Source organism: Nonomuraea sp. NPDC049400 (assembly GCF_044466425.1).
In the GTDB taxonomy this organism is placed as follows: domain Bacteria; phylum Actinomycetota; class Actinomycetes; order Streptosporangiales; family Streptosporangiaceae; genus Nonomuraea.
Genome location: NZ_JBITMP010000037.1, coordinates 1 through 26,926 on the forward strand (window position 1 = coordinate 1; position 26,926 = coordinate 26,926).

At 69.1% G+C, this 26,926-nt stretch carries 23 protein-coding genes; 11 read left to right on the forward strand and 12 right to left on the reverse strand.

The annotated features are described in order from the left end of the window. Together ACIBVN_RS41150 and ACIBVN_RS41155 are read left to right on the forward strand one after the other, a co-directional pair. The coding region (locus ACIBVN_RS41150) for a hypothetical protein (protein WP_397145718.1) at positions 1 to 205 on the forward strand (205 nt) is incomplete at its 5' end. Positions 206 to 283: 78 nt separating this feature from the next. Beyond that, complete coding sequence (locus tag ACIBVN_RS41155) at positions 284 to 877, forward strand: CAP domain-containing protein (protein ID WP_397145719.1); 594 nt, start codon at positions 284 to 286, stop codon at positions 875 to 877. Between the two features lie 203 nt (positions 878 to 1,080). Here ACIBVN_RS41155 and ACIBVN_RS41160 read toward each other — a convergent pair whose 3' ends face one another. Together ACIBVN_RS41160 and ACIBVN_RS41165 are read right to left on the reverse strand one after the other, a co-directional pair. Next, the gene (locus ACIBVN_RS41160; protein ID WP_397145815.1) at positions 1,081 to 1,380 is read right to left on the reverse strand and encodes a DUF4193 domain-containing protein; all 300 of its coding nucleotides are present in this window, start codon (positions 1,378 to 1,380) and stop codon (positions 1,081 to 1,083) included. 550 nt (positions 1,381 to 1,930) lie between these two features. Next, positions 1,931 to 2,323 (reverse strand): hypothetical protein, encoded by a 393-nt coding sequence (locus tag ACIBVN_RS41165; RefSeq protein WP_397145720.1) that lies wholly within the window; start codon positions 2,321 to 2,323, stop codon positions 1,931 to 1,933. Here ACIBVN_RS41165 and ACIBVN_RS41170 point away from each other — a divergent pair. Beyond that, entirely contained in the window at positions 2,313 to 2,492 is a 180-nt protein-coding gene (locus ACIBVN_RS41170) for a hypothetical protein (RefSeq protein WP_397145721.1), read from the forward strand. The genes ACIBVN_RS41165 and ACIBVN_RS41170 overlap by 11 nt on opposite strands. A gap of 5 nt (positions 2,493 to 2,497) precedes the next feature. Here ACIBVN_RS41170 and ACIBVN_RS41175 read toward each other — a convergent pair whose 3' ends face one another. Continuing rightward, positions 2,498 to 2,854 carry a YciI family protein gene (locus ACIBVN_RS41175; protein ID WP_397145722.1) on the reverse strand — a complete coding sequence of 119 codons (357 nt, stop codon included), beginning with the start codon at positions 2,852 to 2,854 and terminating at the stop codon, positions 2,498 to 2,500. Between the two features lie 626 nt (positions 2,855 to 3,480). On the opposite strand from ACIBVN_RS41175, the gene ACIBVN_RS41180 reads away from it, so the two are divergent. Further along, entirely contained in the window at positions 3,481 to 4,104 is a 624-nt protein-coding gene (locus ACIBVN_RS41180; RefSeq protein WP_397145723.1) for a hypothetical protein, read from the forward strand. Positions 4,105 to 4,315: 211 nt separating this feature from the next. On the opposite strand, the gene ACIBVN_RS41185 is transcribed toward ACIBVN_RS41180, so the two are convergent. The 3 genes from ACIBVN_RS41185 to ACIBVN_RS41195 form a co-directional block, all read right to left on the reverse strand. Continuing rightward, positions 4,316 to 5,428, reverse strand: coding sequence for a pentapeptide repeat-containing protein (locus ACIBVN_RS41185; protein ID WP_397145724.1), 1,113 nt, complete (start codon positions 5,426 to 5,428; stop codon positions 4,316 to 4,318). A gap of 264 nt (positions 5,429 to 5,692) precedes the next feature. Then, on the reverse strand, positions 5,693 to 5,833 hold the full coding sequence (locus ACIBVN_RS41190) for a hypothetical protein (RefSeq protein ID WP_397145725.1): 141 nt from the start codon (positions 5,831 to 5,833) through the stop codon (positions 5,693 to 5,695). A gap of 114 nt (positions 5,834 to 5,947) precedes the next feature. Beyond that, entirely contained in the window at positions 5,948 to 6,700 is a 753-nt protein-coding gene (locus tag ACIBVN_RS41195; RefSeq protein WP_397145726.1) for a hypothetical protein, read from the reverse strand. A gap of 296 nt (positions 6,701 to 6,996) precedes the next feature. Between ACIBVN_RS41195 and ACIBVN_RS41200 the strand changes: the two genes are divergently transcribed. Both ACIBVN_RS41200 and ACIBVN_RS41205 read left to right on the forward strand, forming a co-directional pair. Next, positions 6,997 to 7,815: an NmrA family NAD(P)-binding protein gene (locus ACIBVN_RS41200; protein WP_397145727.1), complete on the forward strand. Its 819-nt coding sequence runs from the start codon at positions 6,997 to 6,999 to the stop codon at positions 7,813 to 7,815. Positions 7,816 to 7,833: 18 nt separating this feature from the next. Then, on the forward strand, positions 7,834 to 9,075 hold the full coding sequence (locus ACIBVN_RS41205; protein ID WP_397145816.1) for an epoxide hydrolase family protein: 1,242 nt from the start codon (positions 7,834 to 7,836) through the stop codon (positions 9,073 to 9,075). Between the two features lie 21 nt (positions 9,076 to 9,096). Here ACIBVN_RS41205 and ACIBVN_RS41210 read toward each other — a convergent pair whose 3' ends face one another. Continuing rightward, complete coding sequence (locus tag ACIBVN_RS41210) at positions 9,097 to 12,588, reverse strand: ATP-binding protein (protein ID WP_397145728.1); 3,492 nt, start codon at positions 12,586 to 12,588, stop codon at positions 9,097 to 9,099. A 222-nt stretch (positions 12,589 to 12,810) separates the two neighbouring features. On the opposite strand from ACIBVN_RS41210, the gene ACIBVN_RS41215 reads away from it, so the two are divergent. Then, a complete protein-coding gene (locus ACIBVN_RS41215) occupies positions 12,811 to 14,061 on the forward strand; it encodes a hypothetical protein (RefSeq protein WP_397145729.1) in 1,251 nt (416 codons plus the stop codon). A gap of 42 nt (positions 14,062 to 14,103) precedes the next feature. Here the strand turns inward: ACIBVN_RS41215 and ACIBVN_RS41220 are convergent, their stop codons facing one another. The 3 genes from ACIBVN_RS41220 to ACIBVN_RS41230 form a co-directional block, all read right to left on the reverse strand. Continuing rightward, on the reverse strand, positions 14,104 to 15,603 hold the full coding sequence (locus ACIBVN_RS41220; protein ID WP_397145730.1) for an Ig domain-containing protein: 1,500 nt from the start codon (positions 15,601 to 15,603) through the stop codon (positions 14,104 to 14,106). Positions 15,604 to 15,653: 50 nt separating this feature from the next. Beyond that, positions 15,654 to 17,639 (reverse strand): Ig domain-containing protein, encoded by a 1,986-nt coding sequence (locus ACIBVN_RS41225; protein WP_397145731.1) that lies wholly within the window; start codon positions 17,637 to 17,639, stop codon positions 15,654 to 15,656. 90 nt (positions 17,640 to 17,729) lie between these two features. Beyond that, the gene (locus ACIBVN_RS41230) at positions 17,730 to 18,761 is read right to left on the reverse strand and encodes a LacI family DNA-binding transcriptional regulator (RefSeq protein WP_397145732.1); all 1,032 of its coding nucleotides are present in this window, start codon (positions 18,759 to 18,761) and stop codon (positions 17,730 to 17,732) included. Between the two features lie 133 nt (positions 18,762 to 18,894). On the opposite strand from ACIBVN_RS41230, the gene ACIBVN_RS41235 reads away from it, so the two are divergent. The 4 genes from ACIBVN_RS41235 to ACIBVN_RS41250 are packed head-to-tail and all read left to right on the forward strand — an operon-like array spanning position 18,895 to position 23,911. Beyond that, complete coding sequence (locus tag ACIBVN_RS41235) at positions 18,895 to 20,748, forward strand: glycoside hydrolase family 127 protein (protein WP_397145733.1); 1,854 nt, start codon at positions 18,895 to 18,897, stop codon at positions 20,746 to 20,748. A gap of 12 nt (positions 20,749 to 20,760) precedes the next feature. Beyond that, positions 20,761 to 22,131, forward strand: coding sequence for an extracellular solute-binding protein (locus ACIBVN_RS41240; protein ID WP_397145734.1), 1,371 nt, complete (start codon positions 20,761 to 20,763; stop codon positions 22,129 to 22,131). Next, a complete protein-coding gene (locus tag ACIBVN_RS41245; protein WP_397145735.1) occupies positions 22,131 to 23,012 on the forward strand; it encodes a carbohydrate ABC transporter permease in 882 nt (293 codons plus the stop codon). The genes ACIBVN_RS41240 and ACIBVN_RS41245 overlap by 1 nt, the downstream gene beginning before the upstream one ends. Continuing rightward, complete coding sequence (locus ACIBVN_RS41250) at positions 23,009 to 23,911, forward strand: carbohydrate ABC transporter permease (RefSeq protein ID WP_397145736.1); 903 nt, start codon at positions 23,009 to 23,011, stop codon at positions 23,909 to 23,911. Before ACIBVN_RS41245 ends, ACIBVN_RS41250 begins: the two co-directional genes overlap by 4 nt. Here ACIBVN_RS41250 and ACIBVN_RS41255 read toward each other — a convergent pair. Further along, the gene (locus ACIBVN_RS41255) at positions 23,908 to 24,954 is read right to left on the reverse strand and encodes a B12-binding domain-containing protein (RefSeq protein WP_397145737.1); all 1,047 of its coding nucleotides are present in this window, start codon (positions 24,952 to 24,954) and stop codon (positions 23,908 to 23,910) included. The genes ACIBVN_RS41250 and ACIBVN_RS41255 overlap by 4 nt on opposite strands. Further along, positions 24,951 to 26,630: a PP2C family protein-serine/threonine phosphatase gene (locus ACIBVN_RS41260; protein ID WP_397145738.1), complete on the reverse strand. Its 1,680-nt coding sequence runs from the start codon at positions 26,628 to 26,630 to the stop codon at positions 24,951 to 24,953. The genes ACIBVN_RS41255 and ACIBVN_RS41260 overlap by 4 nt, the downstream gene beginning before the upstream one ends. Positions 26,631 to 26,926 lie beyond the last annotated feature (296 nt).

The window sequence follows — 26,926 nt, forward strand, 5'->3', positions numbered from 1 at the left end:
AACTGAAGCCTTCTATGCGACCTCAGCTCAGGTGCTGCCCACCCTCTTGATCGCCCTCACCGTCGAGATCGGCTTTCTCCTCACTCGCCTCGAACATGCTCACACGAAGGCGCACCGAGAGGAACATGACGTGGCTCCGCAACCCTTCTTCTTCTACCGCGGGCTATTCGGGTGGGACAGCCGGCCCATCGCTGCGGCTGAGTAAGGGGCTACTCATGCACGCACCCGGGGGCCGCCCTTTAGCTAGAAGGGCATGAGCATCCCATCGCCAAAGGAGATCACGGTGATTCGCTCCATAGCTCTGGCTGCCTTAATGGCCGTCCCGTTCGTGAGCGCCGCCCCGGCGTACGCGGCCGCGCCGGGGTGCGCCGCCGCGGCAGCGTACTACGACGCGGCTCCGACCAGCAGCAACCTCGCCATGGTCGGCCAGGCGGTGCACTGCCTCATCGACGCCGAACGCGCCAAGGTCGGGCTGGCCGCGCTCACCCGCAACAGCTCGCTCGACTCGGCGGCGACGTCGCACGCCGCTGCGGCGGCGAGCCTGAAGTGGTGGCGGCCCGGCGCCGACTCGCACACCAACCCGCAGACCGGCTCTACGCCGTACAGCCGTATCACCGGCTCGGGTTACTGCCCGAACCCGGTGTCGTGGGCCTACTCCGAGACCACCTACACCGGCTGGGGCACCGGCTACGGCACCGCGCGGGCCGCCGTCAACTGGTGGGTGAACGTCAGCACGTACGGCCACCGCCAGATCGTCCTGAGCCCGACGCTGACAGACCTCGGCATCGGGGTCGCGGCCGGGTCGGCGGATCCGGCTGGCGCGGGGGCCGCAGGCGGCGGGACGTACGTTGTCGACTTCGGGCGTTGCCAGCGATAGGCGGGCGACGGAGTGGCGACGGCGCAGCATCCGTCACCGAGGGCGCAAGGGATGAAGAAGGCACCTTGAAGATCACCTCATCGGGCGGCAGCACGTTGGGCCGGCGATGTGCCGACGGCCGCCTCGGTGTCCACAGGATCGCCGTTGGAGTGGCTCCGGAAGCGGCCATGGGCGGCGTGGCCGTGGCCTCATCATCGTCCCGGTCAGGCGGCGCACTCCAGGCAGACCTGCTGACCGTTCCGCTCAGAGGCGCGCTGGCTACGGTGGTGCACCAGGAAGCAGCGCGAGCAGGTGAACTCGTCCGCCTGAGGCGGGATCACCCGCACGGACAGCTCTTCATTCGACAGATCCGCGCCAGGCAGTTCGATCGACTCGGCCAGGTCGGTCTCGTCGACGTCGATGCTGCCGGACGACGTGTCGGCGCGGCGAGTCTGGAGTTCTTGGAGGCTCTCCTCGCCGGAGTCGTCGTCGATCTTACGCGGGCTGTCGTAGTCGGTCGCCATGGTGTTCATCCGCCTCATCTCAATGTCTTCGCGGGGCCGCCTGTCTTGTGCCCGACCCGCCGGGAGATTCCCATTCGTGCCCGCACGAATCCACAACGAACCTTCCGACTCCGGGCGCTAGGGACCTGTCGGGTCTTCGACCAGCGCGAATCCGACGGCATCGTCGAACTCCCTCCGGCGGCGGACCTGACGCACTGGCCGCCGCCCATGCATCTGTCCCTGGTCGATGATGCTGTCCATGGTGATTACCAGGTCACCGGGAGGGAGAGCACGCCGTTGACGGGTGCCAGCTCGCGATAGCGCAGCTCCTCATGTGCTCCGGCCCGCCACCACGTGACCCATCACCACGCGACAGAGCAGCATCCCCAGAACGAGCGCCGTCCCCCCGGGCTTCGACGGGGTGAACCCCCTCCGGAGCAGCGGCCGCCACGCACCCGCCGTCTAATGTTCGCGGTGCAGGTGCCGCGCCTGCCGGAACGGCACGATAAGCGCAGGGGCGATGGTGGCTGCTGCACTGAGCGGCGGCCGACAGGTGGGCTGTCGGCCGCCGCTATGGCGCGAACAGGACTCTGGATTCCAGATCGAGACGCGTGGTGGGGTCGGCCGCTGGTGGTGTGAGGTTGAGGATCCAGTTGCCGAATCGGCGGATGACATGGGTGATGTAGGGCGAGATGGTGGCCAGATCGTCGGGGTCGACGGGGCGGCCTTCGGCGGCGATGGCGTTGACGGCATCAGTGATGTCGCAGGCGGTCGAATGAATGACGCTCAGAACCGGACGGTGATGGCCCGCACGATCAAGTTCCGGGTCGCGGTCCCGGGCTATGAGCGGCTGTCGGATGAGGAGATTGGCGTGCTGCTCGGCCTGGCCCGGCACGCCCGCGACACCTTCCTGATCCAACTGCTGGCCGAAACCGGCATGAGGATCGGTATCGATGAATGCCACGTCCGCCGGGGTCAACGTGAAGAACCGGAACAGCTCCTCCAGGCCGCTCTCGGCGAACCTCCGCAGGCCCTCCAACTCCTCGTCGGTGAACGGCGCGCAGGAGGAAACCGACCCTGAGCGGCAGCTCAGGGCCTGCGAAACGCCTGAAACCCTGGGACTCCTGGCCTGATCAGTTCACGTCACCGGAGGTTCGTGGCATTGGCGGACCTCCACCGGTTCGCCGGCGCCGGCGACGATCTGACGGGCGAGCTCCAGCGCTCTGTTCTCATCCGCGACGTCCACCAGCCACCAGCCGGCCAGTGATTGGCTGGGCTCAGCAAACGTGCCGTCCCGCACGGCCACCGCGCCGTCTTCGAGACTGACCACCTTCGCATGCGGCGCGAGTGCCAGCCCTTCATCGGCGAGCAGTTCACCGGACCTCTTCAGCCCTTCGGTGAACTCGGTCATGAATTTGATCATTTGCCGGACCCATCCCTGAGACTTGCCGCTCAGGACGGTTTCGTCGCCGAACTGCATCAGCATGTATTTCATTGCTTCCTTCCGGGGTGAGTACCTGGTCGACTTCGTGTGATGGTGACAGGACCTCCGGCCCGTCCCCTCGCCAACGCGTCGATTGCGCACCCCCGGAATCGACATGGCTCCCGAGGCAGTTTTCAGGCGTCAGGAGCGAAGCGGCATTCGTGCAGCTCAGGTCCATGGCCGCGCACATCAGATGACTGATCGACCTTTCGACGATCCACCGGTGCGGCGGGCCGCTGCCAACCTACTTGCCTACATGGCTTACCTGCCTTCAAGCCCCCGACCAGCTAGTTCGCTTGAATACCCCAGATAAGGACGGGCCCTGCGGGAAGAGCTGGCATGCCGTGAACGCGACCGCCAGGAGCAAGCGGCAGCACAGCAGTGGTGGACCGGTGTGTCCGCAGCTCAGCTCACCGAGCTTCTGGACCATGTCGCGGCGCTGGCCATGAGTAAGCACGCCGCACGAGCGCTGCCTGTCTGCGGTCTAGGCGATCGCGAGCACGGGTACGGCATCGCCGTCCACACCGGTCGTCTTCTCTACGGGGTGGTCAGACCATGCCCGCACTCGCTGGGCCGGCTCGCCACCTCAACGCGGATCTTCGTGCGCAACGCCCGCGAGAAAGGCACTGATCACCGCAATGGATCTCGTCGACGCCGATCTGGTCACCCACTTCAACCCGCCCGACCATGAGCAACCGCTCTGCTCTGACACACCCCACGGCGGATGGACCGACAACTCCACCGCCCTGCTCGGCTACATCGAGGACCAGGCCCTGTTGGAGCGCGAGCCGTCCGAGAGGCGAGTGGGGGCGACCGGCCAGCGCCCGGCGTACGGCCTGGCCTACCCGGACGGCATCGGCGACCACCGCAAGCACAACCCGCCCTACTGTGGCCGGCTCCCGGTCTACCGGCTGGGCATCGACTGGGGATACTTGCGAGGCCAGCACGTGACTCTGGTCGGGCCCACCTACAACATCACCGGGTACGTCTTGCCCGACCAGCTGGCACCCGAACCCCCGCGACTACCACCCGTACCTGCAGCTGCTCCGACCGACCCGGCTACGAGGGCGAGGTGGCCCCGTTCAACCCGTGCGGCTGGCTGGATGTCCACCCGGCACCGCCTGGCGGGCTTCCCGTCGTCCCGTGGTAGCGGGGCTGGGGAGCGCGGGATCTCTGAACACAACGGCTCTCAGCGTCGCAGGCTTCGGCTTCGGATCGGTGAGGTGCCGGCCTCTAGGTCCAGAGGGCCGTCGTGCGGGTGAGCGGCTTGGTCACCCGCCGGTCTGCGAATCAGCGATCGCGTGGTTCTGCTCTGCGGGCGGCGAGCTCGTCGTTGGCTGCCGCCTCCATGCTGGTCAAGCGCGCGTGGCAGACGATCCCGACCAGGTCGTGGCGCCCGTGCCGGCTTTTGAGAGGCCGAACAGGTCGAACTCCTCGAACGGCTGACCGAGGAAGGCTGCACAGTTGGAGCCCTCATGTAGGCCGATCGTTGACGCCCGCGATGTAGGGCGGCGGGCTCTCGCCTACCTGCTCGTTTTCCGCACCCCCATCGGGCGGCTCGTCCCGTTCGAGCACCGCGCCGCTGGGGCCTGTCTTCACGCGCCAGCCCGGCGGCCACACGTGCTCGCCATCCGGGTGCAGCACCCGCGCTCCCGCCAGCCAGATGTGAGTGCCCCGCGTGCCAGCGAATAGGGCGTCGCCGGTGAAGGTCGCCCCGTTGAATCGGGCGTCGCCGGAGAAGATCACCTTGCCGAACCAGACGTCGCCGGTGAAGGTCGCCCCGTTAAACCGCGCGGTTTCGGAGAAGATCGTCTCGCCGAACCAGACGTCGCCGGTGAAGGTCGCCCCGCCGAACCAGGCAGGGCCGGAGAAGGTCACATTGTTGAACCCGGCAGGGCCGATAAAGGTCGCCCCGTTGAAATGCGCTTGGTGGACACGGCGGCTGTTGAAATTGAAGTCGAGCAAGGTGGCACCGGTCAGGTCGAGGCGGATGCCAGGCCAGAAGAGTGGGTTGGCGGCGGTGGAGCGCTCCCACCAGCGGGGCTTTTGCCAGAGCAGATGGTTGACGAGGAGACGCTGTGCAGTGAGCCGGACCTGCCGCTCCTCGTCCGGGTCACGGGTGACCCGCGCCTCGGCACGGCCTGGTGACCGGGTGCGGCTGGCGCGCTGGGCAGCGCGGATCTGCTCCTGCCGGTCCTCCTTGCGCGGCGGCGTCCACGGCATCCGCAGATAGGCGCAGACGACGTCCACGACAGTCTGCCTCAGACCGGGGTTATTCTGGGCGAGCTGTTCGAGCGCGTACAGCCCGCCGAGCCGGACCGGGGCTTGGCTGCTGCCGAGCTGCTCGACCGCCTTGCTGAAGCGGTCGGTGTCGTGGCCGTGCTCGCCGAGTTGGAAGGTGCGGCGGGCGGTATCGGCGTTGCGGGCGGTGTAGAACACCGCAAGCAGCGCGGCCAGGCCAGTGGCCACGGCCAGGACGTTGCCGCGAACGGATGCGAGGGCGGCGGCCCAGTCCTTGGCGGTCAGCTCGTTCGGGGGCAAGGTCGCCGGGGGTGGGATGTCGTCATTGAGGGTGACACCGTCCATGGTCTCCAGTACCCACGTGGCTCCCGGCCCGAGCAGCCAGGCCAGTGTCGGGACGGCCACGAGCACGAGCATGGCTACGACGATCGACGAAGGCTTCACCGTCCGGACTGCTGCTGTGAGTTCTTCTCGGCCATGGCCTGATGATGCTCCTGCGGTCTGGACCCCAGACGCCGAGTGACACGATCGTGACCCCTCATAAAGGAGGCTGTAGTTGCGCGCGGACATTACGCTCTCCACCCCCGTACGCCGCACCGCCCGCGTCCTTCAGCTCCAGGGCATGTTCGACGTGCCGCTGGAGGAGCCGAGGAGCCGGTAGGCGAGATTGATCAGCTTACGCCGCTCGCTCATGATCGCGGTCAGGCTCGGATCGAGCCGGTCGTGCCCTGGCTCGGAATGTGTGCTCATAGTGTCGCCGACTTTCCTTCGTCGCATCTGCCCTCACCAGATGGACGAGACAACCCCGCGGAATGTGAGGCTGACACCTCGCCGCACATTCCGCGGGGTTGCATTTGGCCGATGTCAGCTCGCCGACACCGAGAAGCTGTTGGTACGGAAGTCCATTCCGCCGCTGGATGACGTGATCTCGTAACCGAACTGGACGTCGCCCAGGGTCACGTCGCCGAACCAGTTCCTGGACCGGAGCCAGTTCAGGATTGCCTTGATGTCCACGGTCCCGGAGTTGACGTTGCCCTGCCGGACGAAGGAGAACACCTGGTTGGACCCGTTGGAGCCACGGTAGACGTCCCAGCTGTGGCCGCCCACCGATGCGCTGGTCTGCCGGGACCCGATCGGGCCGACCGGGCCGTACTTGTTCATCCAGAGCATGATCTCGTAGGTGTGACCGTCGCACCAGATGTCGTACGCCGACGTGTAGGCGCCGCCGTTCGGCACGGTGACGTTGAAGCTGCTGGTCACGCTGCCGAGAGCACTGAGCCGCCGGTTCACGTTCTTCGTGGCGTTGGGGTAAGACTTGACGCCACCGGTGTTGGGGTGGTTCGCCCAGACACCCCAGTTGCTGTACGAGTTTGCCCAGATCGTTTGTGGGCCGGCGCCGCTGCCCCAGATGTTGTTGTAAAGGGTGTAGCCGCCGTTGGACCAGGTCGCCCACTGGGCCGACGAGGACCAGACGGCGGCCTGTGCCGGCTGGGCGAGCACTGCGATGAGCGCGACGAGCATGGATGCCGGGAGGAAGAGGCGGAGCGTCCTGAGCATGATCTCCCTTTCCGCTGTTGTCCGCCGATGGCGGGCACCACTGTGTCGAATCCGGTCCATCGAAGCGCTTCGACGACAGTTCGACGCGGCCGAGACCGGTTCCAACGGGAAGTGGGGTCACCGTAAGTCCGCGGCTGGCCGGAGGAAACACCGGCGAGCAAGAAATCCTCACCGCCGCAGGTCAAGCGATGAGAGGCGGTGGGATCGACGTGAAAGTTTCACCCCGCCTGCAGGTGGCCGACCTCGCCGGGTTGGCGTGGTGGCGGCGTAGCGGGTGCTATTTCGCATGTAGCGCCTCCTGGTCGAGAGGTCCGAGACGTCCGAGACATTCGAGACGTTCTGACTGGAGGAAAGCAATGACGATTCTCGTGACGGGCGCTACCGGAACGGTCGGCCGGCAGATCGTGGCGCAGCTCGTCGCCCGCGGCGAGCGAGTGCGCGCGCTGACCAGGAACCCGGCCGCGGCCCGGCTGCCCGCCTCCGTTGAGGTGGCCTGCGGCGATCTGAGCAAGCCGCAGTCGCTGGCCCCGGCGCTGGAAGGTGTGACCGCGCTTCACCTGATCACGGTCGGCGGCGACGACCAGGCGGCGCTACAGACCGGGCCCGAGCTCGTCGAGCTGGCCGCGAAGGCGGGAGTGACCCGTGTCAGCGTGCTGAGCAGCTGGGACGAGAGCTCGGTCGAGGAGGCGCTGCGGGCCGGGGAGATCGGCTGGACGCAGCTGCTGTGCGTGGAGTTCATGGCCAACGCGCTCGAATGGGCCCCATCCATCCGCGAGGAGGGGGTGGTCCGGGTGTTCGGCGACAACCCGGGGGCCGTCGTGCACGAGGCCGACATCGCCGCCGTGGCCGTGGCGGCGCTGGTGTCGGACGGGCACGCCGGCGAGTCGTACCTGATCACCGGGCCGGAGACGCTGACGCCCGCGCAGCGGGCCCAGCTGATCGGGGAGGCGATCGGCCGGGAGATCCGGTTCGAGGAGCTGAGCGAGGCGCAGTATCGGGCCTCGATGGAGGCGTGGGGAGCGGGGGAGGAGCTGATCGAGTTCGCGGTCCAGCTCGGCGCCAACCCGCCGGACGCCGCCTCGGTCGTGCTGCCGACCGTCGAGCAGGTCACCGGCCGTCCCGGCCACACGTTCGCCCAGTGGGCCGCGGAGCACGCCGCCGCATTCCGTTCTTGATCCAGGAGAAATATCGTGATGATTAATCCGTTCCGCATTGACATCGCCCAGCAGGACCTGGACGACCTCCGTACCCGCCTGGCCATGACCCGCTGGCAGGACCAGCTTCCCGGCACCGGCTGGGAGCGCGGCGTCCCCCTGGACTACCTCAGGGACCTGGCCGAATACTGGCGTACCGGCTACGACTGGCGCGCGCACGAGGCCAGGCTCAACACGATCCCGCAGTTCACCACCACGATCGACGGGCAGAACATCCACTTCGCCCACATCCGCTCCGAGAACCCCTCGGCCCTGCCGCTCATGCTGCTGCACGGCTGGCCGGGCACGTTCGCGATGTTCCTGGACGTCATCGAGCCGCTCTCGCGCGACTTCCACCTGGTCATCCCGTCGCTGCCGGGCTTCGGCTTCTCCACTCCGCTGTCCGGACCCGGCTGGGGTCCCGTCCGCACCGCGAAGGCGTTCACCCAGCTCATGGCGTTGCTCGGCTATGAGAGGTACGGGGTGCAGGGCGGCGACAGCGGGTCGTTCATCGCACCGGAAATGGGCAAGCACGATCCCGGCCACATCGTGGGCATCCACCTCAACGCCGCGATCACCTTCCCCGTCGGTGAAGAAGGTGAGATGGACGGGCTCACGGAGGAGGAGCGGCGGCGCTGGAACTCGATGGAGAACTCCAACGACGGCTACCTCCAAACCCAGTCGAAGCGGCCCCAGACGGTCTCGTACGGGTTGCACGACTCGCCGGTTGGGCAGCTCGCGTGGATCATGGAGAAGTTCAAGGAGCTGACGGAGCCCGTGGAGGGCCTGCCGGAGGACTCGCTTGACCGCGACCTGATGCTGACCGACGTCACCATCTACTGGCTGACCGGGACGGCGGGGTCGTCGGCGCAGTTCTACTACGAGAGCATGAGCGCCAACGACTGGAGCGACGCCGGCACAGGCGACTGGGGCGATGCCTCGGACGGGGCCTCGGACGGGCCCGCGGACGGGGCCTCGGACGGGCCCGCGGACTGGGCCTCGGACGGGCCCGCGGACTGGGCCTCGGGCGGGGCTGCGGACTGGGCCGCGTCGGCACGAGGCACCGTGCCGACGGGGGTGCTCGTGTCCAAGGCATGCGACGTCACCATCCGCCCCTGGGCGGAACGGGACCACAACATCGTGCACTGGGCGGAGTACGACCGGGGCGGCCACTTCTTCGCGACCGAGCAACCCGCCCTCTTCGCCGAGGACGTCACCACGTTCTTCGCCAAGCTCCGCTGAACCAGGTCCGTGTGCCCGCCGTCAAAGTGACCAGCGCACCGGCGGACTTGGATGGTAGCGGCAAGTGGCGCCGGTGGAGACCGAGGCCCTCAGATGAGCGGCCAGCTCCGGATGGCGCTGGTCGAGCTGGCGTAGCGTGCTGCGGATCCGGTTGGTGACGGCCTTGCGGGCGCGTTCGGCCTCGTCGCCGAGCCTACGCGTACGGCCGCCGAGCCCGGCGGCCGTACGCAGCTCGTCCAGCAGCGCCTTCCGCTCGGCGTCGAGCTCGGCCGCACGGCGGTCGTCGCCCAGCTCGGCGGCCCGGTCGATCTCGTCGTCGAGCAGTTCCAGCCGCCTTCGGTAGCGCTTCTTGGCCTCCTCGTCCAGCACGTCGTCACCGCCCATGCTCCGCGCCGCGACCACGACCTCGCCGCCCGCCGGGTTCAGCAGCTCGACCGCCGGGACCTCGCTCCCTGGACGGCCGAGCAGGACACGGAGGTCGGCCAGGCCCTTGGAGTCGGGCAGGTGCACGGTCCTGCCTGCGTAGGTCAGGGTCCAGACCTGGCCGTCGAAGCGGAAGGCGTCGGCTTCCGGGCGCGGCAGGCGTACCAGCATGCCGAGGGCGGCGGCGTCCCGTTCGACCTGCTCGATCAGCGCGGAGGCGTCGTCGCCGCGCGCCTGCAGCACCTCGGCCAGGCGGGCGCGGGACTCGATCGACCACGGGCGCGCGCCCAGCAGGTCGGCCGCGCGGTAGGCGGCGGTGAAGCCGTCGACGGCCTCGTCCCAGCGTCCCTGTGCGGCGTCGAGCACGGCCGCCCAGTGCGCGAACGGCCCCTCCACGGCGACCGTGGCGGTCACGCCCCACTGGCCGACGTACGGGGTGATCGCGGCCCGTGCGTGCTCGCACAGCACCGGATCCTTCGACAGGGCGGCCGCCTGCGCCTGGAACCTCAGCCACAGCGGCGCCATCCACCGCAGGTATTGCTCGCCTGCCGCCATGATCTCCGTCAGGTGACGTACGGCGGCCTCGCCCCCGTCGCCCCGCTGCACTGCCGTCACCGCGCGGTAGAGCGGGAAATGGCGGCTGCCCGCCCGCTCCATCTCGCCCAGCACGCTGTCGGCCACGTCGAACCGGCCCCTGAGCAGCGCGACCGACCACCGTTGCATCCAGCGCAGGTCCCGCCGGCCGATGCCCGGCTGCTCGCCCAGCTCGTAGGCGGCGTCGATGTGGGTCCCGGCCTCGTCGAAACGTCCGGCGAGCGTGGCGAACATGGCCTTGAGCACCGCGGCCTCGTGCTGGAACAACGCCAGCTCGGCCCCCTCGGCGCGCGTCACGAAGCCGCGCAGCTCCAGGAGGCACCGGGGATCGCCCGCCTCCAGGAGCGCGCCGACCCGCCAGGATCGCGCGGTCAGGTCGAGCTGGGCGTCTCGCGTCCGCCGGGCCACGGCCGCCAGCTCCTCGGTGATGGCCAGCCGCTCGCCCGCGGTGTCCGGCCCCCAGATGGCCCCGAGCCTGGCCACCAGGCTGAACCCGAGCGTCTCGTCGTCATCCCCCCGGCGGGCCAGTTCGGCCGCGACCTCGGTCAACTCCAGCGCCGCGACGTCCAGGCGTCCACCGCCATCGCCCGGCTCACGGGCGCCGCCGCCCGTCGATGGGGGGAGGTCGCCGGGCCTGTGTGGAGCGTCGCCGGGTCGGCGTGCTCCGGCGTCGAGGGCGTGTGGGGTGTCGAGGGTGTGTGGGGTGACGCCTGAGCCCGGTGCGAGGCCGCCCGGCCCCCGCGTGGCGCGGCCATGATCGAGTGCGGTGCTGTGCGGCCCGTGGGCGACGTTGCTCGGCTCGAGTGCGCTGCTGCGCGGCCCATGAGTGGCATTGCTCGGCTCGCGTGTGGCGTCAGCTGGTTCGGGGGTGGCGGTGTCGTGTGTGGCGTTGGCCGGTGCGGGGGTGGTGGCGTCGCGTGCGGGCATCGTGGTGCGCGAGGGATCGTACGTGGCCGGGCGGACCAGGCGGTGGTGCGCCTCGTGGACGAAGTCGGCCCATTGGCCGCCCTGGCCGAAGTAGCAGAGGTCGTGCAGCTTCAAAGCCGTCAGCGCCATCAGGTCGGCGTCGTCGAGCCGGCGGGTGATCGCGATGGCCGCCTCCAGCGTGCGCACGCCGGTGGCGGTGTCGCCCGCGCGGTGCTGCGCCACGCCGAGGTCGAGCCCGATCGTGGCCCGCCTGCGCGGCTCCCAGGCAGGGGTCAGCTCCAGCGCGCGGCGGTAGTGCCCGGCGGCCTCCTCGTCCGCCATCCGCGCCTCGGCGTCCCTGGCGGCGGTGAGAAGCAGGTCGGGCGCGTCGGGCACGGCGGCGAGGTACGCGTGGTGGGCACGGGTCGCGGGCAGCGCCGAGCCCAGCGCACGCAGCGCGGCCGCGTGCCGGGCACGGATCTCGTCCTCGTCGAGCTCGGCGTAGAGGGTCTCACGAACGAGGTCGTGCACGAAGGCGTAGCGCCCGGAGCCCAGCGAGGTGACCAGCTTGGCCGACACCGCCTGCTCGAGCGCCGACCGCACCGAAGCCTCCGAACCGCCCAAGAGTGCCGACCTCACCGAAGCCCCGGAACCGCCCAGTGCCGACCCCACCGAAGCCCCGGAACCGCCCAAGAGCGCCCGGTCGTGCGGGAGAGCGGCTCGATCCCTCAAACTCACCGCCGCCGCCGAACCGCGCGAGGCGGCCCGCAGGTCGAGGGCATCACGGGGCACAGGGGTGAGCGCCGCGTGAAGAGCGTCCGCGGTGAACTCACGGCCCAGGACCGCCGCCATCCGCAGCAGCTCCAGCACCGCCTCCGGCAGCCGCGACAACCGCCGCCGCACTGCCGCCCCCACCCCAGGGGGGATCGTGGCGAGCGGAGTCCCGCCCTGCCACAGCCGGGCGGTCTGCTCCACGAAGAACGGGTTGCCGCCCGTACGCCGGTGGATCTCGGTCACCAGCTGCTCGTCGGGGGGCAGGCCCGTGGTGCGGGCCACCAGCCGGCCGACCTCCTCCCGGCTCAGCCTCGTCAGCGTCAGCGTGATGGCCTTGGCTTCCAGGGGCAGCGCCCCGCCCACCTCGGAGTCCCGGTAGGTGCCGATCACCAGCAGCCGCTCGAACCAGGCATGCCGCACCACGAACTCCAGCAGCCTCAAGGACGCCGCGTCCGCCCAATGGAGGTCTTCGAGCACCACCACGACGGGCCGCTCCCTGGAGGCGTCCACCAGCAGCCCGGTCACCGTGTCGTACAGCTCGAACCCCTCGGATCCCGTCAGGGGCTCGGCGGCGAGGCGGCGGACCACCTGCACCCACGGCCAGTGGCCCGGCGCCCCCTCGCCCTCCCAGCAGACCCCGGTGAGCAGCCGGGCGCCCCCGCGGACGGCCTCCTCCGCCGCGCTCGCCACCAGGGTGCTCTTGCCGATCCCCGCCTCGCCCGTGACCAGCACCAGCGAGCCGTGGCTGACCAGGGCACGCTCGACCTCGCCGCGCAGAATGGCCGCGGGCCGGTCCCGTCCGATGAGCGTCGCCATGCGGGGCACCCTACGCGGCCCGCCCGACAATCCAGGCTCTGCGGCGCCGCCGGCGGGGTGCCGGGCGTGAAAGTTTCAGCGGGAACCCGCAGGTCGCTGAGAACACCTTGACTCCCGGTTTGACGGAAGCGCTAGCCCGTGCGATCAAAGCAGGCGCGGTTCCCGCCGGAAGGGGCGTGCCGCGTTCGCCAATGTTAGCGCTACCAAAACAGAGGTGACCGAATGAAACGCCTGGCCGTCCTGCCCCTCCTGTTGATCGTCACGTTCCTGTTACCCGCCCAGACCGCCCTGGCCGACACGAACGTGGCCAGGAGCGCGACGCCGTCCGCCTCCTGCACCTCGTCCTGGGAGAGCGTGGCGGCGATCAACGACGGCATCGACCCGCCCAGCTCCAATGACACCGTCAACCGCCGCTGGGGCACCTGGCCCAACACCGGCACCCAATGGGCCGAGCTCACCTGGGGCTCGTCCCAGACGCTCAAAGGCGCCGACGTGTACCTCTTCGACGACGGCGGCGGCGTCCGCGTCCCGGCCTCCTGGAAGCTCCAGTACTGGAACGGCAGCGCGTACGTCGACATCTCCGCCACGTACCCGATCGCGGTGAACGCCTACAACAAGGTGAGCTTCACGCAGATCAGCACCACGCGGCTGCGCGTCGTCCTGCAGAGCGGCCAGGGCTCGGTGGGGCTGCTCGAGGTGAAGGCGTGGGCCCCCGACTCCGGCGGCGGCACCTCGAACTGGAACCCGCCGGCCAACCTGGTCACCCCGCTCAACCAGGTCTGGCAGCACGTCGAGAGCACGTACCCCAACCTGTACGGGTTCCGCAACTACGGCTGGGACCAGATCATGGCCAACCGCGGCTCGATCAACTACTGCGTCCGCTGGGACACCACCGCCACGGTGACGGCGGCCCAGCGTGACCAGATCCACGCCGCGCTGGCCCGCCAGTTCAAGAAGTGGATGGACGTCATGGCCGGCCACAACGGCTGGCCGTACGCGAACGTGCCGCTGAAGGTCGTGGGCTGGGCCGTACGCGACCGCGCCCAGCTGCAGTGGAACGACAACTCGGTGGACATCTACGTCAACGACATCCGGGAGAACGCGCCCCAGTGCGCCGAGCCCTGCGGCCGGTTCTTCAACCAGAGCGGCAACTACCCCAACTGCCCGGGCGGCGCGTCGCACCACTACGACATGTCGCTGTGGCTGACCGCCGGGTTCGGCGGCGGAGCCGGGGGCGACTGGGGGCAGCGGATCGGCAGCGAGTACTACATGTCGAACCTCAACGCCGACAACATCCACATACTCCTGCATGAGATAGGCCACTCGTTCGGTCTGGACGACTTCTACGACTGGACTCCGACAGGCGTCTGCTGCTTCCTGATGAAGGCGGGCAGCGCGGCGTACATCACGGACTTCGACGCGTGGATGTTCCGGGACTGGTGGCGGCACCTGAAGAGCCGTTACGGCTACTGACGAAAGGGGAGGGCGGCGGGGTCTCCGCCGCCCTCCTTCTCGCTATCCGACGGTGAGCTTGTACTCACGCGTGACGGGGGTGCTCAGCTTGTCGTTGTCCCTGAGCTGGACGGTGAACGTGGCGGTCCCTGCCGTGGCGGGGGTGCCGGTGATCGCCCCGGTGAACCGGTCGAGGCTGAGGCCCGCGGGCAGCGAGCCCCCGACGACCTGCCAGTCGTAGAACGGGACCCCGCCCTTGGCCTGGAGCCGCTGCTCGTACGCCGCTCCCGCCTTCGCCGCGGGGACGGCGGAGGTCTCGATCGAGGGCTTGAGGAACGGGGTCAGCTTCCTGTTCAGCTTCCACCCGGCGTTCTCCGCGATCAGCAGCGTGAGCTTGGTCAGCTCCCACCTGCGGGTCGGGAAGACGTGCCGCCAGCCGCCGCTCTGCCCGCTGATCCGGTCCCAGTAGGGGTCGTCACCGGGCACGTGGTAGCTGGTGTCGAGCGGCACGGGGTAGCCCTGGTAGTCGATGACGTCCTGGTCGTTCCTGCCCTTGGACGCCACGTAGTCCGCCATGCCCTGCCAGTCGCTGTGGAAGGCGACCGCGTGGCCGTACTCGTGCATGACCAGGCCCTGGACGTCGATCACCTGGCCGAGGTCCGTCTTCCACCAGTCCTCGTCCTTGAGCGAGGTGAACAGCTTCATCAGCTGCTCGTCGTACTCGAGGATCATGCTGGTGGAGCGGTGGTAGGGGGTGGGCTTGCCGTTCTGGGTGTGGAACTTGCCGTTGATGGTGGGGTAGCCGGTCGAGTACGGCGTCTGGATGCCGCGGAAGAAGACGTACATGCCGTTGTACGGCTTGGCGTTGGAGACCTCGACCTCGTTCTGCCAGTCGTCGCCCGGCAGCCGGTTGACCTCGTCGCCCGCCGGGACCGTGTCGAACGGCTGCAGGTCGAAGAACGCGAACCAGTTGCGCACCGCGGTCTCGGCGGCCTTGCGCACGGCGGGGTCCTTGAAGTAGCCGGTGATGTCGTCGTAGCGGTAGTCGAAGTCGATGGGGATGGTGGGCTTGAGCGGGGTCTTCTCGTCCTGCTGCACCCGGATCGGCATGGTCTGGGTGCCGGTGGCGCCGGCCGCGTCCGTGGTCTTCATGACCCACTGGTGCAGCTCGTCCTGGCCGCCGCTCTGCTTGGAGTGGATGGCCAGTCGCACGACCTCGCGGTCGGCGGGTCCGGTGAGCGTGAAGGACTTGGTCGCGCCGGTGGCCGTCAGCTCGCTCGGCATGTTGAACATCAGCCTGGAGGTGCCCTTGGCGTGCAGGTCCACCTTCAGCGGGTAGCTGATGCCGGGGACCTTGGGCGCGCGTACCGTCAGCTCGATGTACGGGTTGGCGAGGTAGCCCTGCCAGTCCACGAGCTGGACGCCGTAGTCGTTGACCTTGCGGTAGAAGATGTCGAACACGTCCAGCGCGGGGGCCGCCTGACGGGCGGCGAGGCTGGGGGAGGGGACCGACAGCGCGCCGGCCAGGGCGGCCAGCGCGCTGAAGATGGCGATCTTCCGCATTGAACCCTTCTAGGTGTAGGTGCAGACCCGCTACCTGCGGTGAGGACCCGCTACCTGCGGTGAGCCGCTAGACGCGGCTCACCGTAGGCCTTCACTTCGAGCAGTCCCACCGAGGCTTGGCCGCTCTGCAGGACCACGCGCAAACGGGCGGTGCTGATCGGGTTGAAGGTGACCTTGTTGTAGGCGTTGATGGCGATCGGGTAGGTGCCGGGGACGTCGGCGTACGCGCTGCCGTTCCAGTACTGGAGCTTCCAGGAGGCGGGCAGGCGGACGCCGTCGTTGTCGTCGAAGAAGTAGATGTCGGCGGCTTTGAGGGTCTGGGCGGAGCTCCACGTCAGCTCGGCCCATTGGGTGCCGGTGTTGGGCCAGGTGCCCCAGCGGCGGTTGACGGTGTCATTGGAGCTGGGCGGGTCGATGCCGTCGTTGATCGCCGCCACGCTCTCCCACGGGGAGGTGTAGGAGGCGGACGGCGTCGCGCTGCCGGCCACGTTCACCGAGGTCCCGCCGCCGCTGCCGACAGTGAGCTGGAACGTCCTGGTCAGCGGCGTGCTCAGCTTGTCGTAGTCCCGCAGCTGGACGGTGAAGCTGGACGTCCCCGCCGTGGTGGGGGTGCCGCTGATCGTCCCGGTGAACCGGTCGAGGGTGAGCCCCGCGGGCAGGGAGCCGCTGGTCACCTGCCAGTCGTAGAACGGCACGCCGCCCTTGGCCTGCAGCGTCTGGCTGTAGGCCGTGCCCGGAGTGGCCGCGGGCAGCGAGGTGGTGACGATCGACGGCGGCAGGAAGGGGGTCAGGTTGCGGTTGAGCTTCCAGCCGGCGTTCTCGGCCACCAGCAGGGCGAGCTTGGTCAGCATCCACCTGCGGGTGGGGAACAGGTGGGTCCAGCCGCCGCTCTGCCCGCTCAGCCGGTCCCAATAGCGCTGCTCGCCGGGAATGTGGTAGCTGCTGTCGAGGGGGACGGCATAGCCCTGGTACGCCACCACGTCTGGATCGTTGCCGCCGCCCTGCACGTAGGAGCGCATGCCGGCCCAGTCGCTGTGGAAGGCCACCGCGTGGCCGTACTCGTGCATGACCAGGCCATGCACGTCGAGCACCGAGCCGGCGATCTCCGTCTTGTACCAGTCCTCGTCGGCCAGGGAGGTGAACAGCTGCTTGTTCGTCTCGTCGTACTCGAAGATCATCGCGGTCGAGCGGTGCAGCGGGCCCGCGAGCTGCTGGCCGCCCCGGGTGCTGTACTTGCCGTTGGCGGCGGGGTAGCCGGTCGAGTACGGGGTCTGGATGCCGCGGAAGAACACGTACATGCCGTTGTAGGCGGCGTTGTTGGTGACGTTGATGGTGTTCTGCCAGTCGTTGCCCGGCAGGTGGTTGTTCTCCGCCCCGGCAGCCACGGTGTCGAACGGCTGCACGTCGAAGAACCTGAACCAGTCCTTCACCGCCTCCTCGGCGGCGGTCCTGAAGTTCGGCTGGTTGAAGTAGCCGGTGATGTTGTCGTAGCGGTAGTCGAACGTGGTCGGCAGGCTGGGCTGCAGCGCGGTCTTCTCGTCCTGCTGCACCCGGATCGGCATCTGCTGCTGGTACGTCGCCCCTGACGCATCCCGGATGTTGAGCTTGAGCGTGTAACTTTCATCCTGGCCGGGGCCGCGCTTGGAGTGGATCGCGAGGCGGAACGGCTTCTGCTCGCCGGCGCCGGCGAAGGTCAGCGTCTTGGTGGCGCCGGTCGCGGTCAGCTGGCTGGGCAGGTCCACCATGAGCCTGGAGGTGCCCTCGGCCTTGAGGTCGATGGTGACCGGATACCGCACGTCTGCCGGGGGTCTGACGGTGAGCTCGACGTACGGATTGGCCAGGTAGCCCTGCCAGTCGACCAGCTTGACGCCGTAGTCGTTGACGGTCCTGCCGAACATGTCGACCACCGTGGCGGTGGTCGCGGCGTGCGCTTGTTGCGGCACGCCGCTGAGTAAGGAGGCGAGTAAGGCTGCCGCTACGGTGATTCGCCTGGCGCCCTTGGCGGCCCTCAGGGCGTGGCGGGATCCTCGGTCCATCCGGACTCCTCTAAGGATTTGGGAATAGGTTTTCCCAGGCGCACAGTAAGGTGTTACACAGCACCGGTCAACCCCCGCCCCGGCACCTCGTCAGGGGGTGGCGCGCCGGGTGGACTCGCGCAGGACCAGGCTGGCCGGGACGATGGTGACGCCGCCGGTCGTCGGGTTGCCCGCGATCGCGTCCAGCAGGTGGCGGGCCGCCAGGCGCCCGATCTCGCCCAGGTTCATGTCCACGGTCGTCAGCGGCGGCCGGCACCCCAGCGCCATCGGCTCCCAGTTGTCGAACCCCACCAGGGCCACGTCCTCGGGCACCCGCCGGCCCCGCTCGCGCAGCGTCTCGGCCACCCCGCGCGCGATCTGGTCGCTGCCGCAGAAGATGGCGTCCACGTCGGGCTCCGCGTGCAGCAGCACGTCGGCTCCCTGCCTGCCCCACTCCTCGCTCCACTGCCCGTACAGGATCTCCCCCGCCGGTGACAGCCCGGCGGCGGCGAGGGCGGTGGTCAGCCCCTGCGCGCGGCGGCGCGCCGCCTGGAAGCGCTGGGGTCCGGTCACGTGGCCGATGCGGGTGCGTCCGGTCGCCATGAGGTGACGGGCGGCCAGCGCTCCGCCGCCCTCGTCGTCCGGGATGATCGAGACGTCCGAGTCGTCGGTGGACTGCGTCATCGCGTACACGACGGGAACGGGCAGGTCGCGGCCGATCCCGGGGCGCGGCTCCGTGCGCCGCCCCGTCACGATGATGCCCTCGACGCGCCTGGCCAGCAGGCGCTCGACGTAGTGCCGCTCCCTGATCGGGTCGTCGCGCGTGTCGCACATGAACACCGAGATCTGGCCCGCGCCCAGCGCGTCCTCGGCCCCCAGCATCACCGGGATGCTGAAGCGGCCGAAGCTGTCGCCCGTGACCAGGCCCACGGTGTACGTGCGGCCCGCCAGCAGTCCCTGGGCGAGCGGGTTGGGCCGGAAGCCGAGCCGTTCGGCGGCGGCGAGCACCCGGTCGCGGGTCTCGGTACGCATCCGGCCCCGCCCGTTGAGCGCCTTGGACGCGGTGCCGATCGACACGTCGGCGGCCGCCGCGACATCCCTGATCGTGACGGTTCTCGTCGTCCCATCGGAAGGGTTGGCCAACCGAGTCCCCTTTCGCGTCACACCCTATTGCGCACAAGCATCCCCTTGACCTGTGCTGTATCACACCTTACCCTCCGTTTGAGAAAACCTATTCCCACTGTTTTCTCACCGAGGTCCGAGGTTGAGGAGCTAGATGCAGCAGAGTCCTGTCATTCCGTCCGGCCGGACAGTGTGGCGGCCGCTCGGGATCCAAGACGTGGTCATCACCGCCGGCCCGTTCGCGCGCTGGCAGCGGATCAACCACGAGGCCAGCATCCCGCTGGGCCTGGAGCAGATGGAGCGCTCGGGTGCTCTGCCCAACCTGCGCCGCGCGGGAGGAGAGGGCGAGGGGCCGTTCCAGGGCTACCGGTTCCAGGACTCCGACCTCTACAAGCAGCTCGAGGCGATCTCCTGGGAGCACGTCCGCGCGCCCGAGCCCGGCTACGGCGAGTTCGCCGACCAGGCGGCGGCCGTCCTGAAGAAAGCCCAGCGGGACGACGGCTACCTCAACTCGCACTACCAGGTCGTCAAGCCGGACAAGATCTACACCGAGCTCGAGTACAGCCACGAGATGTACTGCGCCGGCCACCTGTTCCAGGCGGCGGTGGCCGCCGCCCGCGCCGGGATCGGCGACGGAGTGGTCGAGGTCGCCAGGCGCCTGGCCGATCACCTGGTCGAGGTCTTCCTGACCGGCGGGAACGACGGCATCGACGGCCACGCGGAGGTCGAGACCGCGCTGGTCGAGCTGTACCGGCTGACCGGCGAGCGGACCTACCTGGACCTGGCGGCCAAGCTGATCGACAACCGCGGCAAGGGCCTCATCAAGGACAGCGGCATGGGCATGCTGTACGCCCAGGACCACCTGCCGGTGCGCGAGGCCGACACCGCGGTGGGCCATGCCGTGCGCCAGCTCTACCTGGAGTCCGGCATCGTCGATGTCTACCTGGAGACCGGTGACGAGTCGCTGCTGGAGTGCTCGCTGCGCCGCTGGGAGGACATGGTCGCCACCAAGACGTACATCACCGGCGGCCACGGCTCGCGCCACGACGGCGAGGCGTTCGGCGAGCGGTACGAACTGCCGCCCGACCGCGCCTACAGCGAGAGCTGCGCCGCCATCGCCAGCATCCACTGGAACTGGCGGCTGCTCCTGGCCACCGGCCAGGGCCGCCACGCGGACCTGATCGAGCGCACGCTCTACAACGCCTTCGCCGCCTCGACCTCGGCCGACGGCGTGCGCTTCTTCTACGTCAACCCGCTCCAGCGCAGGAACGACCTCGTCGAGGACGCCTACCTCGGGCGGCGCAGGGAGTGGTTCGCGTGCGCCTGCTGCCCGCCGAACATCATGCGCCTGGTGGCCTCGCTCGGCGCCTACGTGGCCACCACGACCGACGCCGGCCTCCAGCTGCACCAGTACGTCCCGGGGACCGTCGCCGGGAAGCTCCGGATCGAGACCGAGTACCCGTGGGACGGGCTCGTCCGCATCACGGTCGAGGAGGCGGGCGACTGGGAGCTCGCCCTGCGCATCCCGGCCTGGAGCGAGACCACGTACGTCGACGACCGCCCGGCCCGGGCGGCCGAAGACGGATATTTCCGCATCCGCCGCAACTGGCAGAGCGGTGACACGGTCGAGCTGCGGCTCGACATGACGCCCAGGCTCACCTACCCCCACCGCAAGATCGACGCGGTCAGGGGCTCCGTGGCGCTGGAGCGCGGACCGCTCGTCTACTGCTTCGAGAACGCCGACCAGCCCGAAGGCGTGGAGGTGGACGACCTCGCGCTGAATCCGCAGGCTCCGCTGCGGGTGAAGCCCGTCGACGACCTCGAGGGCGTCGGCCGCACCGTACTGATCGAAACCGACGCCGTCGCCGTGCACGAGCCCGTCGGCGGCCTGCCGTACACCACGAAACCCCTGGCGACCAGCACCAGCGTGACCGCGACCGCCGTCCCCTACTTCCAGTGGGACAACCGCGACGGCGGCGCGATGCGGGTCTGGATCCCCCTCGCGTAAGGAAAAACGCGGATGAGAAGACGCGACCTGTTGAAGCTGGGCGGGCTCGCCGCCCTCGGCACCGCGGCGGCTGCCTGCGGCGGCGGCTCGGGCTCCGGCTCGGGCGGGAAGAACGTGCAGCTGCAGTTCATGTACTGGGGCTCGACGTTCGAGAAGGCGGCCGTCGAGCGCATGCTCAATCAGTACGAGCAGAAGCACGCGGGGGTGACGGTCAAGCCGCTCTACACGCCCGACGAGTACGACGTGAAGCTCAACACGCTCGTGGCCAGCAACCGGCTGCCGGACGCCGGGTACGTGCCACTGGCGATGTCGTACCGCCTGGGCCAGCAGGGCAAGCTGGTCAACCTGTTCCCCTATTTGAAGAAATATCCGCAGCTGGCCGGCTACCTGTCGGACGCGTACCTGTGGACCGGCCAGGACAACCTGCACGGCGTCGCGACCGCGAACGAGATCGAGCTGCTGTGGTACAGCAAGTCCGCCGTCGCCGCCGCCGGCGTCACGCCGCCCGCCGACGCCGCCTCCGCCTGGACGTGGGACCAGCTCGTCCAGAACGCCTACAAGCTGACGGTCGACCAGAACGGCAAGCATCCGGACGAGTCGGGCTTCGACCCGAAGCAGATCAAGCAGTTCGGCATCTCCAGCAGCATCACCTACGGCGCGGCCTGGTACGGGTTCCTGCGCAGCAACGGCGTGGACTTCGCCGACGAGGCCGGCAAGAAGTGCCTGCTCGACACGCCTGAGGCGATCCAGGTGTTCCAGAACCTGCAGGACCTCATCTACAAGCACCGCGTCGCGCCCGGTCCGGGCCAGCTCGCCGCGACCGGCGACGACGCGCCAGGCACCAACATCCTGCTCAAGACCAAGCGGGTCGCCATGGTGGTGGACGGCCACTGGAGCCTGCTCGACATGAACGAGAGCAAGGTGGACTACGGCATCGGCGTGCTGCCGAAGTACAAGGAGCCGTTCACCGCCAGCCAGGTGGCGGGCGCGTCGGCGGTGTTCGCGGGGAGCAAGCACGAGCAGGAGGCGGTCGAGCTGTTCGCCTTCCACAACGACCCGCGCTACGTCGACCTGTTCGCCAAGGGCCTGTGGATGCCGCAGGAGAAGAAGTACTACGAGGACCAGGCGGCCATCGACTCCTGGACGAAGAACGAGCTGCACCCGCCGGAGTTCCGCACGGCCGTGGTGGACTACGCCCGCGACCACGGCGTGCCCACGTTCGGCAACCGCGTCAAGAACATGTCCACCATCAGCAGCGACGTGCTGGCCCCCGCGCTCCAGGAGATCGAGAGCGGCAAGCGCCCCGCCGGGGAGATCCTCAAGGAAGTCGCACCGAAGATCACCAGCATGCTCCAGGGCTGGCAGCACACCCAGGAGCTCTGATGCGCCGCCTCGAAACGCGCTGGGGCATCCTGATGGCGCTCCCCGCCATCCTGGGGTTCGTCATCTTCACCATCGGCCCCATGGTGGCCTCGGCGTTCTTCAGCCTGACCGACTGGACGATCGGCGCCAGCCCGTCGTTCATCGGCCTGGACAACTACACCGAGATGGTCCGCGACGAGCTGTTCTGGAAGTCGCTGAGCACCACCACGTACTACACGCTCGGCGCGGTCCCGCTGGTGCTGATCGTCAGCTTCGCCGTGGCCATGCTGCTCAACCAGAAGGTGCGCGGCCTGGCCCTCTGGCGGACGATCTTCTACCTGCCGACGCTCGTCCCGGCCATCGCGAACGTCGTGCTCTGGATCTGGATCTTCAACCCGGACTTCGGCCTCCTGAACTCCCTGCTCCGGCAGGGCGGACTGTCCGGCTCCCAGTGGATCTACGGCGAGTCGACGGCCGTGCCCTCGATGATCATCATGAGCACCTGGGGCTTCGGCAACACCATGGTGATCTTCCTGGCCGGGCTCCAGGGCGTGCCGAGGCACCTGTACGAGGCCGTGTCGATCGACGGCGGCGGCGCGTGGCGGCGCTTCTGGCACGTCACGCTGCCGATGATGACGCCGACCATCTTCTACAACCTGGTGGTCGGCGTCGTCGGCACCTTCCAGGTCTTCAACCAGGCGTACGTGATGACCGAGGGCGGCCCGAACCACGCCACGCTCTTCTACGTCTACTACCTGTTCCGCAAGGCGTTCACCGAGAGCGAGATGGGCTACGCCAGCGCGCTCGCCTGGACCCTGTTCATGATCATCATGGTGGTGACGTTCCTGATGTTCAGAAACGCCCGCCGCTGGGTCTACTACGAGATGGCAGGCGCCCGATGACCGCCGTGGCAACCCCGGACGAGACCCGCGCGGCCAGGGTGGCTCCCACCGAGGGACTGCGCAAACCCCGCAGGTACGGCCGGGCCCTGCTGTATGTGGCGCTGGTGGCCGGGTCGATCCCGACCCTGCTGCCGTTCGTCTGGCTGGTGCGCAGCGCCCTCATGCAGGACGCGCAGATGTTCGTCTCGCCGCCCCAGTGGATCCCCTCGCCGTTCCAGTGGTCGAACTTCACCGAGGCGCTCACCACGCAGCCGTTCGGCCGCTACTTCTTCAACACAGTGGTCATCGCCGTCATCAGCGTCCTCGGCACGGTGCTGACCTGCGCGGTCGCGGCCTTCAGCTTCTCCCGGCTGCGCTGGCGCGGGCGCAACATCGTCTTCGCGCTGCTGCTGAGCGGCGTGATGCTGCCGTACGCGGTGACGCTCATCCCGACGTTCGTCATGTGGCAGGAGCTGGACGCGATCGACACGATCGCGCCGCTCACGGTGCCCAGCTGGTTCGCGGGGGCGGGCGGGGGTGTGTTCAACATCTTCCTGCTCAGGCAGTTCTTCCTGACGATCCCGTTCGAGCTGGACGAGGCCGCCTACATCGACGGGGCCTCCCCGTGGCGGGTGTTCTGGACGATCGTCATGCCGCTGTCCAAGCCCGCGATCATCGTGGTGACCATCTTCACGTTCATCGGCACCTGGAACGACTTCCTCGGGCCGCTGCTGTACCTGCAGAACGAGGAGAACTACACGTTGTCGCTGGGGCTCGCCTCCTTCCAGAGCATGTACATCACCCAGTGGGGGTACCTCATGGCGGCGTCGGCGGCGGTGATCGCGCCGATCATCGCGCTCTTCTTCTTCCTGCAGCGGTACTTCATCGAGGGTGTCACGCTGACAGGCATCAAGAATTAGGCACCGGTCGCGGCGGCTCGCGCCCGTGCCAGCGTGGTGAGGGCGCGAGGGGAGCCGGGGAGGTGCTCGTCCAGCACCTCCAGGACGCGGAGCAGCACGCGCGCCGGGATGCCGCGCGCCGTCAGCATCTCCGCCATCCAGCCCACGAAGGAGGAGAACAGTTCGGGGTCGTCGACGTACAGCGCGGCCCGCAGGAAATCGACGATGTACGCGACGTCCTCGGCGGGGTGTCCGAGCCGCTGCTCCGCGTAAGCCGACGCCATGTCAGGGACACGCCGGGCCAGCTCGTCCACGGCGTCTTTCACCAGGACAGGGGCGGAGTTCGTGAGCGTGGCGTATTCGCGGCCGGCCAGGGGCGGCGGTCCGTCGTCGCTCTGGGCGGAGGCGGGACGGCGCGGCAGCGGCCCGCTGGCCAGGCGGTCGGCGGCGGCACGCGCGTCGGGGGCCCAGGCGTCGGCTCCGAGCAGGCGGGCATAGCGGCCGTCGGGGCCGAAGGCGGCGCCACCGGCCAGCACCGGCGTACCCGCCGCCTGGCACGACGTGATCGCCGCGTGCGCGGTGGGCAGCCGGGGCGCGAGCGAGCAGGACAGTGCCGCCGCATCCGGGTTCGTCCTGTGCAGGTGCGCGACCAGCTGCGGCGTGGGCACCTGCGCGCCCAGGTAGTCGACCCGCCAGCCGCGCAGGCGCAGCACCTCGGCCACCAGCCGCGCCGGGAACGCGTGCCACTCGCCGTGGACGCACGCCACCGTGATGCGGCCCCTGCCCGGCTCCGGGTTCCCGCGCGCGGAGGGTTGATGGGCCAGGGTGGCGAGCACGCGCTCGTTGACGGCGGTGGCGGTGTGCTCCTGGGCGACCGTGATGCGGTTGGCCGCCCACTCCTGGCCGACGCGCGACTGCACAGTGGCGACGACGTCCAGCAGCAGGGTCTCCATCGGCATCCCCGCGTCGAGCGCGGCCAGTGCCGCCTCGGCGGCGGCGTACTCGTCGCCGGCCGTCGCCGCCGCCCACAAGGTTTCGACGCGTTCCTCGACGTCGTATCTCATGGCAGGCGCTGCCCGGCCGTGCCGCGCGAAGCCTCGCGGGGCGCGGTTATGGCGACGACCGCCATGTCGTCGTGCTCGCCACCGCCGACCCACTGGCAGGCCAGCATCTGGACGCGATCGGCCAGGGCTTCTGGCGGCATGCCGGCGCACTGCCGGAGCTGCTCGCACAGCCGCTCCTCGCCGAAGAACTCATCGCCGAGCGGGCCGCCCCTGGCCTCGACGATGCCGTCGCTGTAGAGCAGGCACGTGTCGCCGGGCTCCAGCAGCACCGACTCGGTGACGCTGGTGATGGGCTCCACCAGGCCGATCAGGGTGCCGACGGCGTGGATCGGCTCCACGCGGCCGTCGTTCCGCACGATCAGCGGCGGTGGGTGCCCGGCGCTGGTCAGCCGCAACGCGACCTGTGTCCCGCGGCGCTCGATCGAGGCCAGGACGACCGTGACGAAGCGGGTTGGATCGCCGTCGGTGAGCAGCACGCCGTTCAGCAGTTCCAGCACGCGATGGTGGTCGTCGGCCAGCGGCACCAGGGCGCGCAGGATGTTGCGGATCTTGCCGGTGAGCACGGCGGCATCCAGGCCCTTGCCGGACACGTCGCCGAGCACCACCAGCGACTCTCGCCCGGAGCCGCCGACGGGATGCACGTCGTAGAAGTCGCCGCCGACTTGTTCGCTGTCGCCCGCGGGCCGGTAGCGTGCCGCCAGCTCCACGCCCTCCAGCGGTGGCGCCGCAGGCGGCAACAGCTCGGCCATCAGGGTCTGGGTGATGGCCGACTGCTCGGCGTACAGCCGCGCGACGGAGATCGCCGCGCCGGCCCACGCGGTGAACAGCGGCGCGAACACCTTCTCGTTGCCCGAGAAACCGGCCCGAGAGGTGCGGCGCAGCAGCACCAGCGCTCCCGCCGGCAGGCCATGGCCGGGCAGCGCGGTCACCGCCACGGAACCCACCTCGCTGCCTGCGTCGCGGAGCACCCAACCGGGGGTCTCGGCCGGATCGATCCACCGGGTGGGCGCCGGGGGAAAGCCCCGCAGCGCCTCCGCGAGCCCTGGGACCGTACGGGGATCGATGGATGCGCGCTCATGGGACACCTCACCCCGCGGATCGCAGTAGGTGATCGCGTACTGGCGAGGGGCCAGCGGCATGACGACCAGCGCGGCGTCGGCCAGCCGCCGGGCGGCCAGGCGCGCGGTCGCCTCCAGGCAACGCTCGAGGTTCAGGGACGACAGCAGCTCGACGGACGCCTCCACCATGAATGCGGTCCACTCCCGCTCGGCGCGCAGCTCCTCGGCGGCCCGCTGATGATTGTCGACGTCGACGAGCCACCACATGACACGATCGCCGTCTATGTGTACGGGATGCGCCTCGAACATCGGCCCGCCGACCGGCCCGCGGACCGGCTGACCCTCGGCGTGCCTCCGTCCGGCCCGCTCATCGGCCCGCTCATCGGCCCGCTCATCGGCCCGCTCATCGGCCCGCTCATCGGCAGGGTGACCGGCGCAGACTTCGCGGTGGGCCTGCCACAGCCATGCGGGGGCGACCCGCGCCAGCGGTACGCCGATGGCCGCGCCGGCGAAGAGCAGCCGGGCCGCCTCGTTCGCCTGCTCGATGATGCCGGCGGCGTTGACCGCCAGCATCGGGTACGGCGCGTCTTCCCACACCATCCCGATCGTGCCTCGCACCCAGATCACTGTTCAGATTCGTCACTCTATGTGGTGAGCGCCGGGTCCTTCTTCGCCTCATATGGTTCTTTGCAGTAACTTTCACCTCCGACTGGCAGCCCTGCCGTGCGATCCGTGGAACCCGGCGAAGGTTTCGCGGAGATATCGATTCCTGGATTTCGCAGCCGTAGCAGCAGCTCCTTGACGTTCGGCAGGGCTTCTTTTGTATTTCTGAGAAATCAATTACCCCCCCGCGAGGCGAATCGGCGTCCAGGCTCTCGGACCGCTCGGTTCTGCTGCTCGATGTACTGGCGGAC

Bases quoted from the DNA above. Each gene is read 5' to 3' on its own strand.
- ACIBVN_RS41235 (WP_397145733.1), top strand. From the start codon at position 18,895: ATGCAGCAGAGTCCTGTCATTCCGTCCGGCCGGACAGTGTGGCGGCCG.
- ACIBVN_RS41185 (WP_397145724.1), bottom strand. From the start codon at position 5,428: ATGGACGGTGTCACCCTCAATGACGACATCCCACCCCCGGCGACCTTG.
- ACIBVN_RS41180 (WP_397145723.1), top strand. From the start codon at position 3,481: ATGGATCTCGTCGACGCCGATCTGGTCACCCACTTCAACCCGCCCGAC.
- ACIBVN_RS41220 (WP_397145730.1), bottom strand. From the start codon at position 15,603: ATGCGGAAGATCGCCATCTTCAGCGCGCTGGCCGCCCTGGCCGGCGCG.
- ACIBVN_RS41225 (WP_397145731.1), bottom strand. From the start codon at position 17,639: ATGGACCGAGGATCCCGCCACGCCCTGAGGGCCGCCAAGGGCGCCAGG.
- ACIBVN_RS41200 (WP_397145727.1), top strand. From the start codon at position 6,997: ATGACGATTCTCGTGACGGGCGCTACCGGAACGGTCGGCCGGCAGATC.
- ACIBVN_RS41175 (WP_397145722.1), bottom strand. From the start codon at position 2,854: ATGAAATACATGCTGATGCAGTTCGGCGACGAAACCGTCCTGAGCGGC.
- ACIBVN_RS41240 (WP_397145734.1), top strand. From the start codon at position 20,761: ATGAGAAGACGCGACCTGTTGAAGCTGGGCGGGCTCGCCGCCCTCGGC.
- ACIBVN_RS41255 (WP_397145737.1), bottom strand. From the start codon at position 24,954: ATGAGATACGACGTCGAGGAACGCGTCGAAACCTTGTGGGCGGCGGCG.
- ACIBVN_RS41215 (WP_397145729.1), top strand. From the start codon at position 12,811: ATGAAACGCCTGGCCGTCCTGCCCCTCCTGTTGATCGTCACGTTCCTG.
- ACIBVN_RS41250 (WP_397145736.1), top strand. From the start codon at position 23,009: ATGACCGCCGTGGCAACCCCGGACGAGACCCGCGCGGCCAGGGTGGCT.
- ACIBVN_RS41160 (WP_397145815.1), bottom strand. From the start codon at position 1,380: ATGGCGACCGACTACGACAGCCCGCGTAAGATCGACGACGACTCCGGC.
- ACIBVN_RS41210 (WP_397145728.1), bottom strand. From the start codon at position 12,588: ATGGCGACGCTCATCGGACGGGACCGGCCCGCGGCCATTCTGCGCGGC.
- ACIBVN_RS41205 (WP_397145816.1), top strand. From the start codon at position 7,834: ATGATTAATCCGTTCCGCATTGACATCGCCCAGCAGGACCTGGACGAC.
- ACIBVN_RS41190 (WP_397145725.1), bottom strand. From the start codon at position 5,833: ATGAGCACACATTCCGAGCCAGGGCACGACCGGCTCGATCCGAGCCTG.
- ACIBVN_RS41170 (WP_397145721.1), top strand. From the start codon at position 2,313: ATGAATGCCACGTCCGCCGGGGTCAACGTGAAGAACCGGAACAGCTCC.
- ACIBVN_RS41245 (WP_397145735.1), top strand. From the start codon at position 22,131: ATGCGCCGCCTCGAAACGCGCTGGGGCATCCTGATGGCGCTCCCCGCC.
- ACIBVN_RS41195 (WP_397145726.1), bottom strand. From the start codon at position 6,700: ATGGACCGGATTCGACACAGTGGTGCCCGCCATCGGCGGACAACAGCG.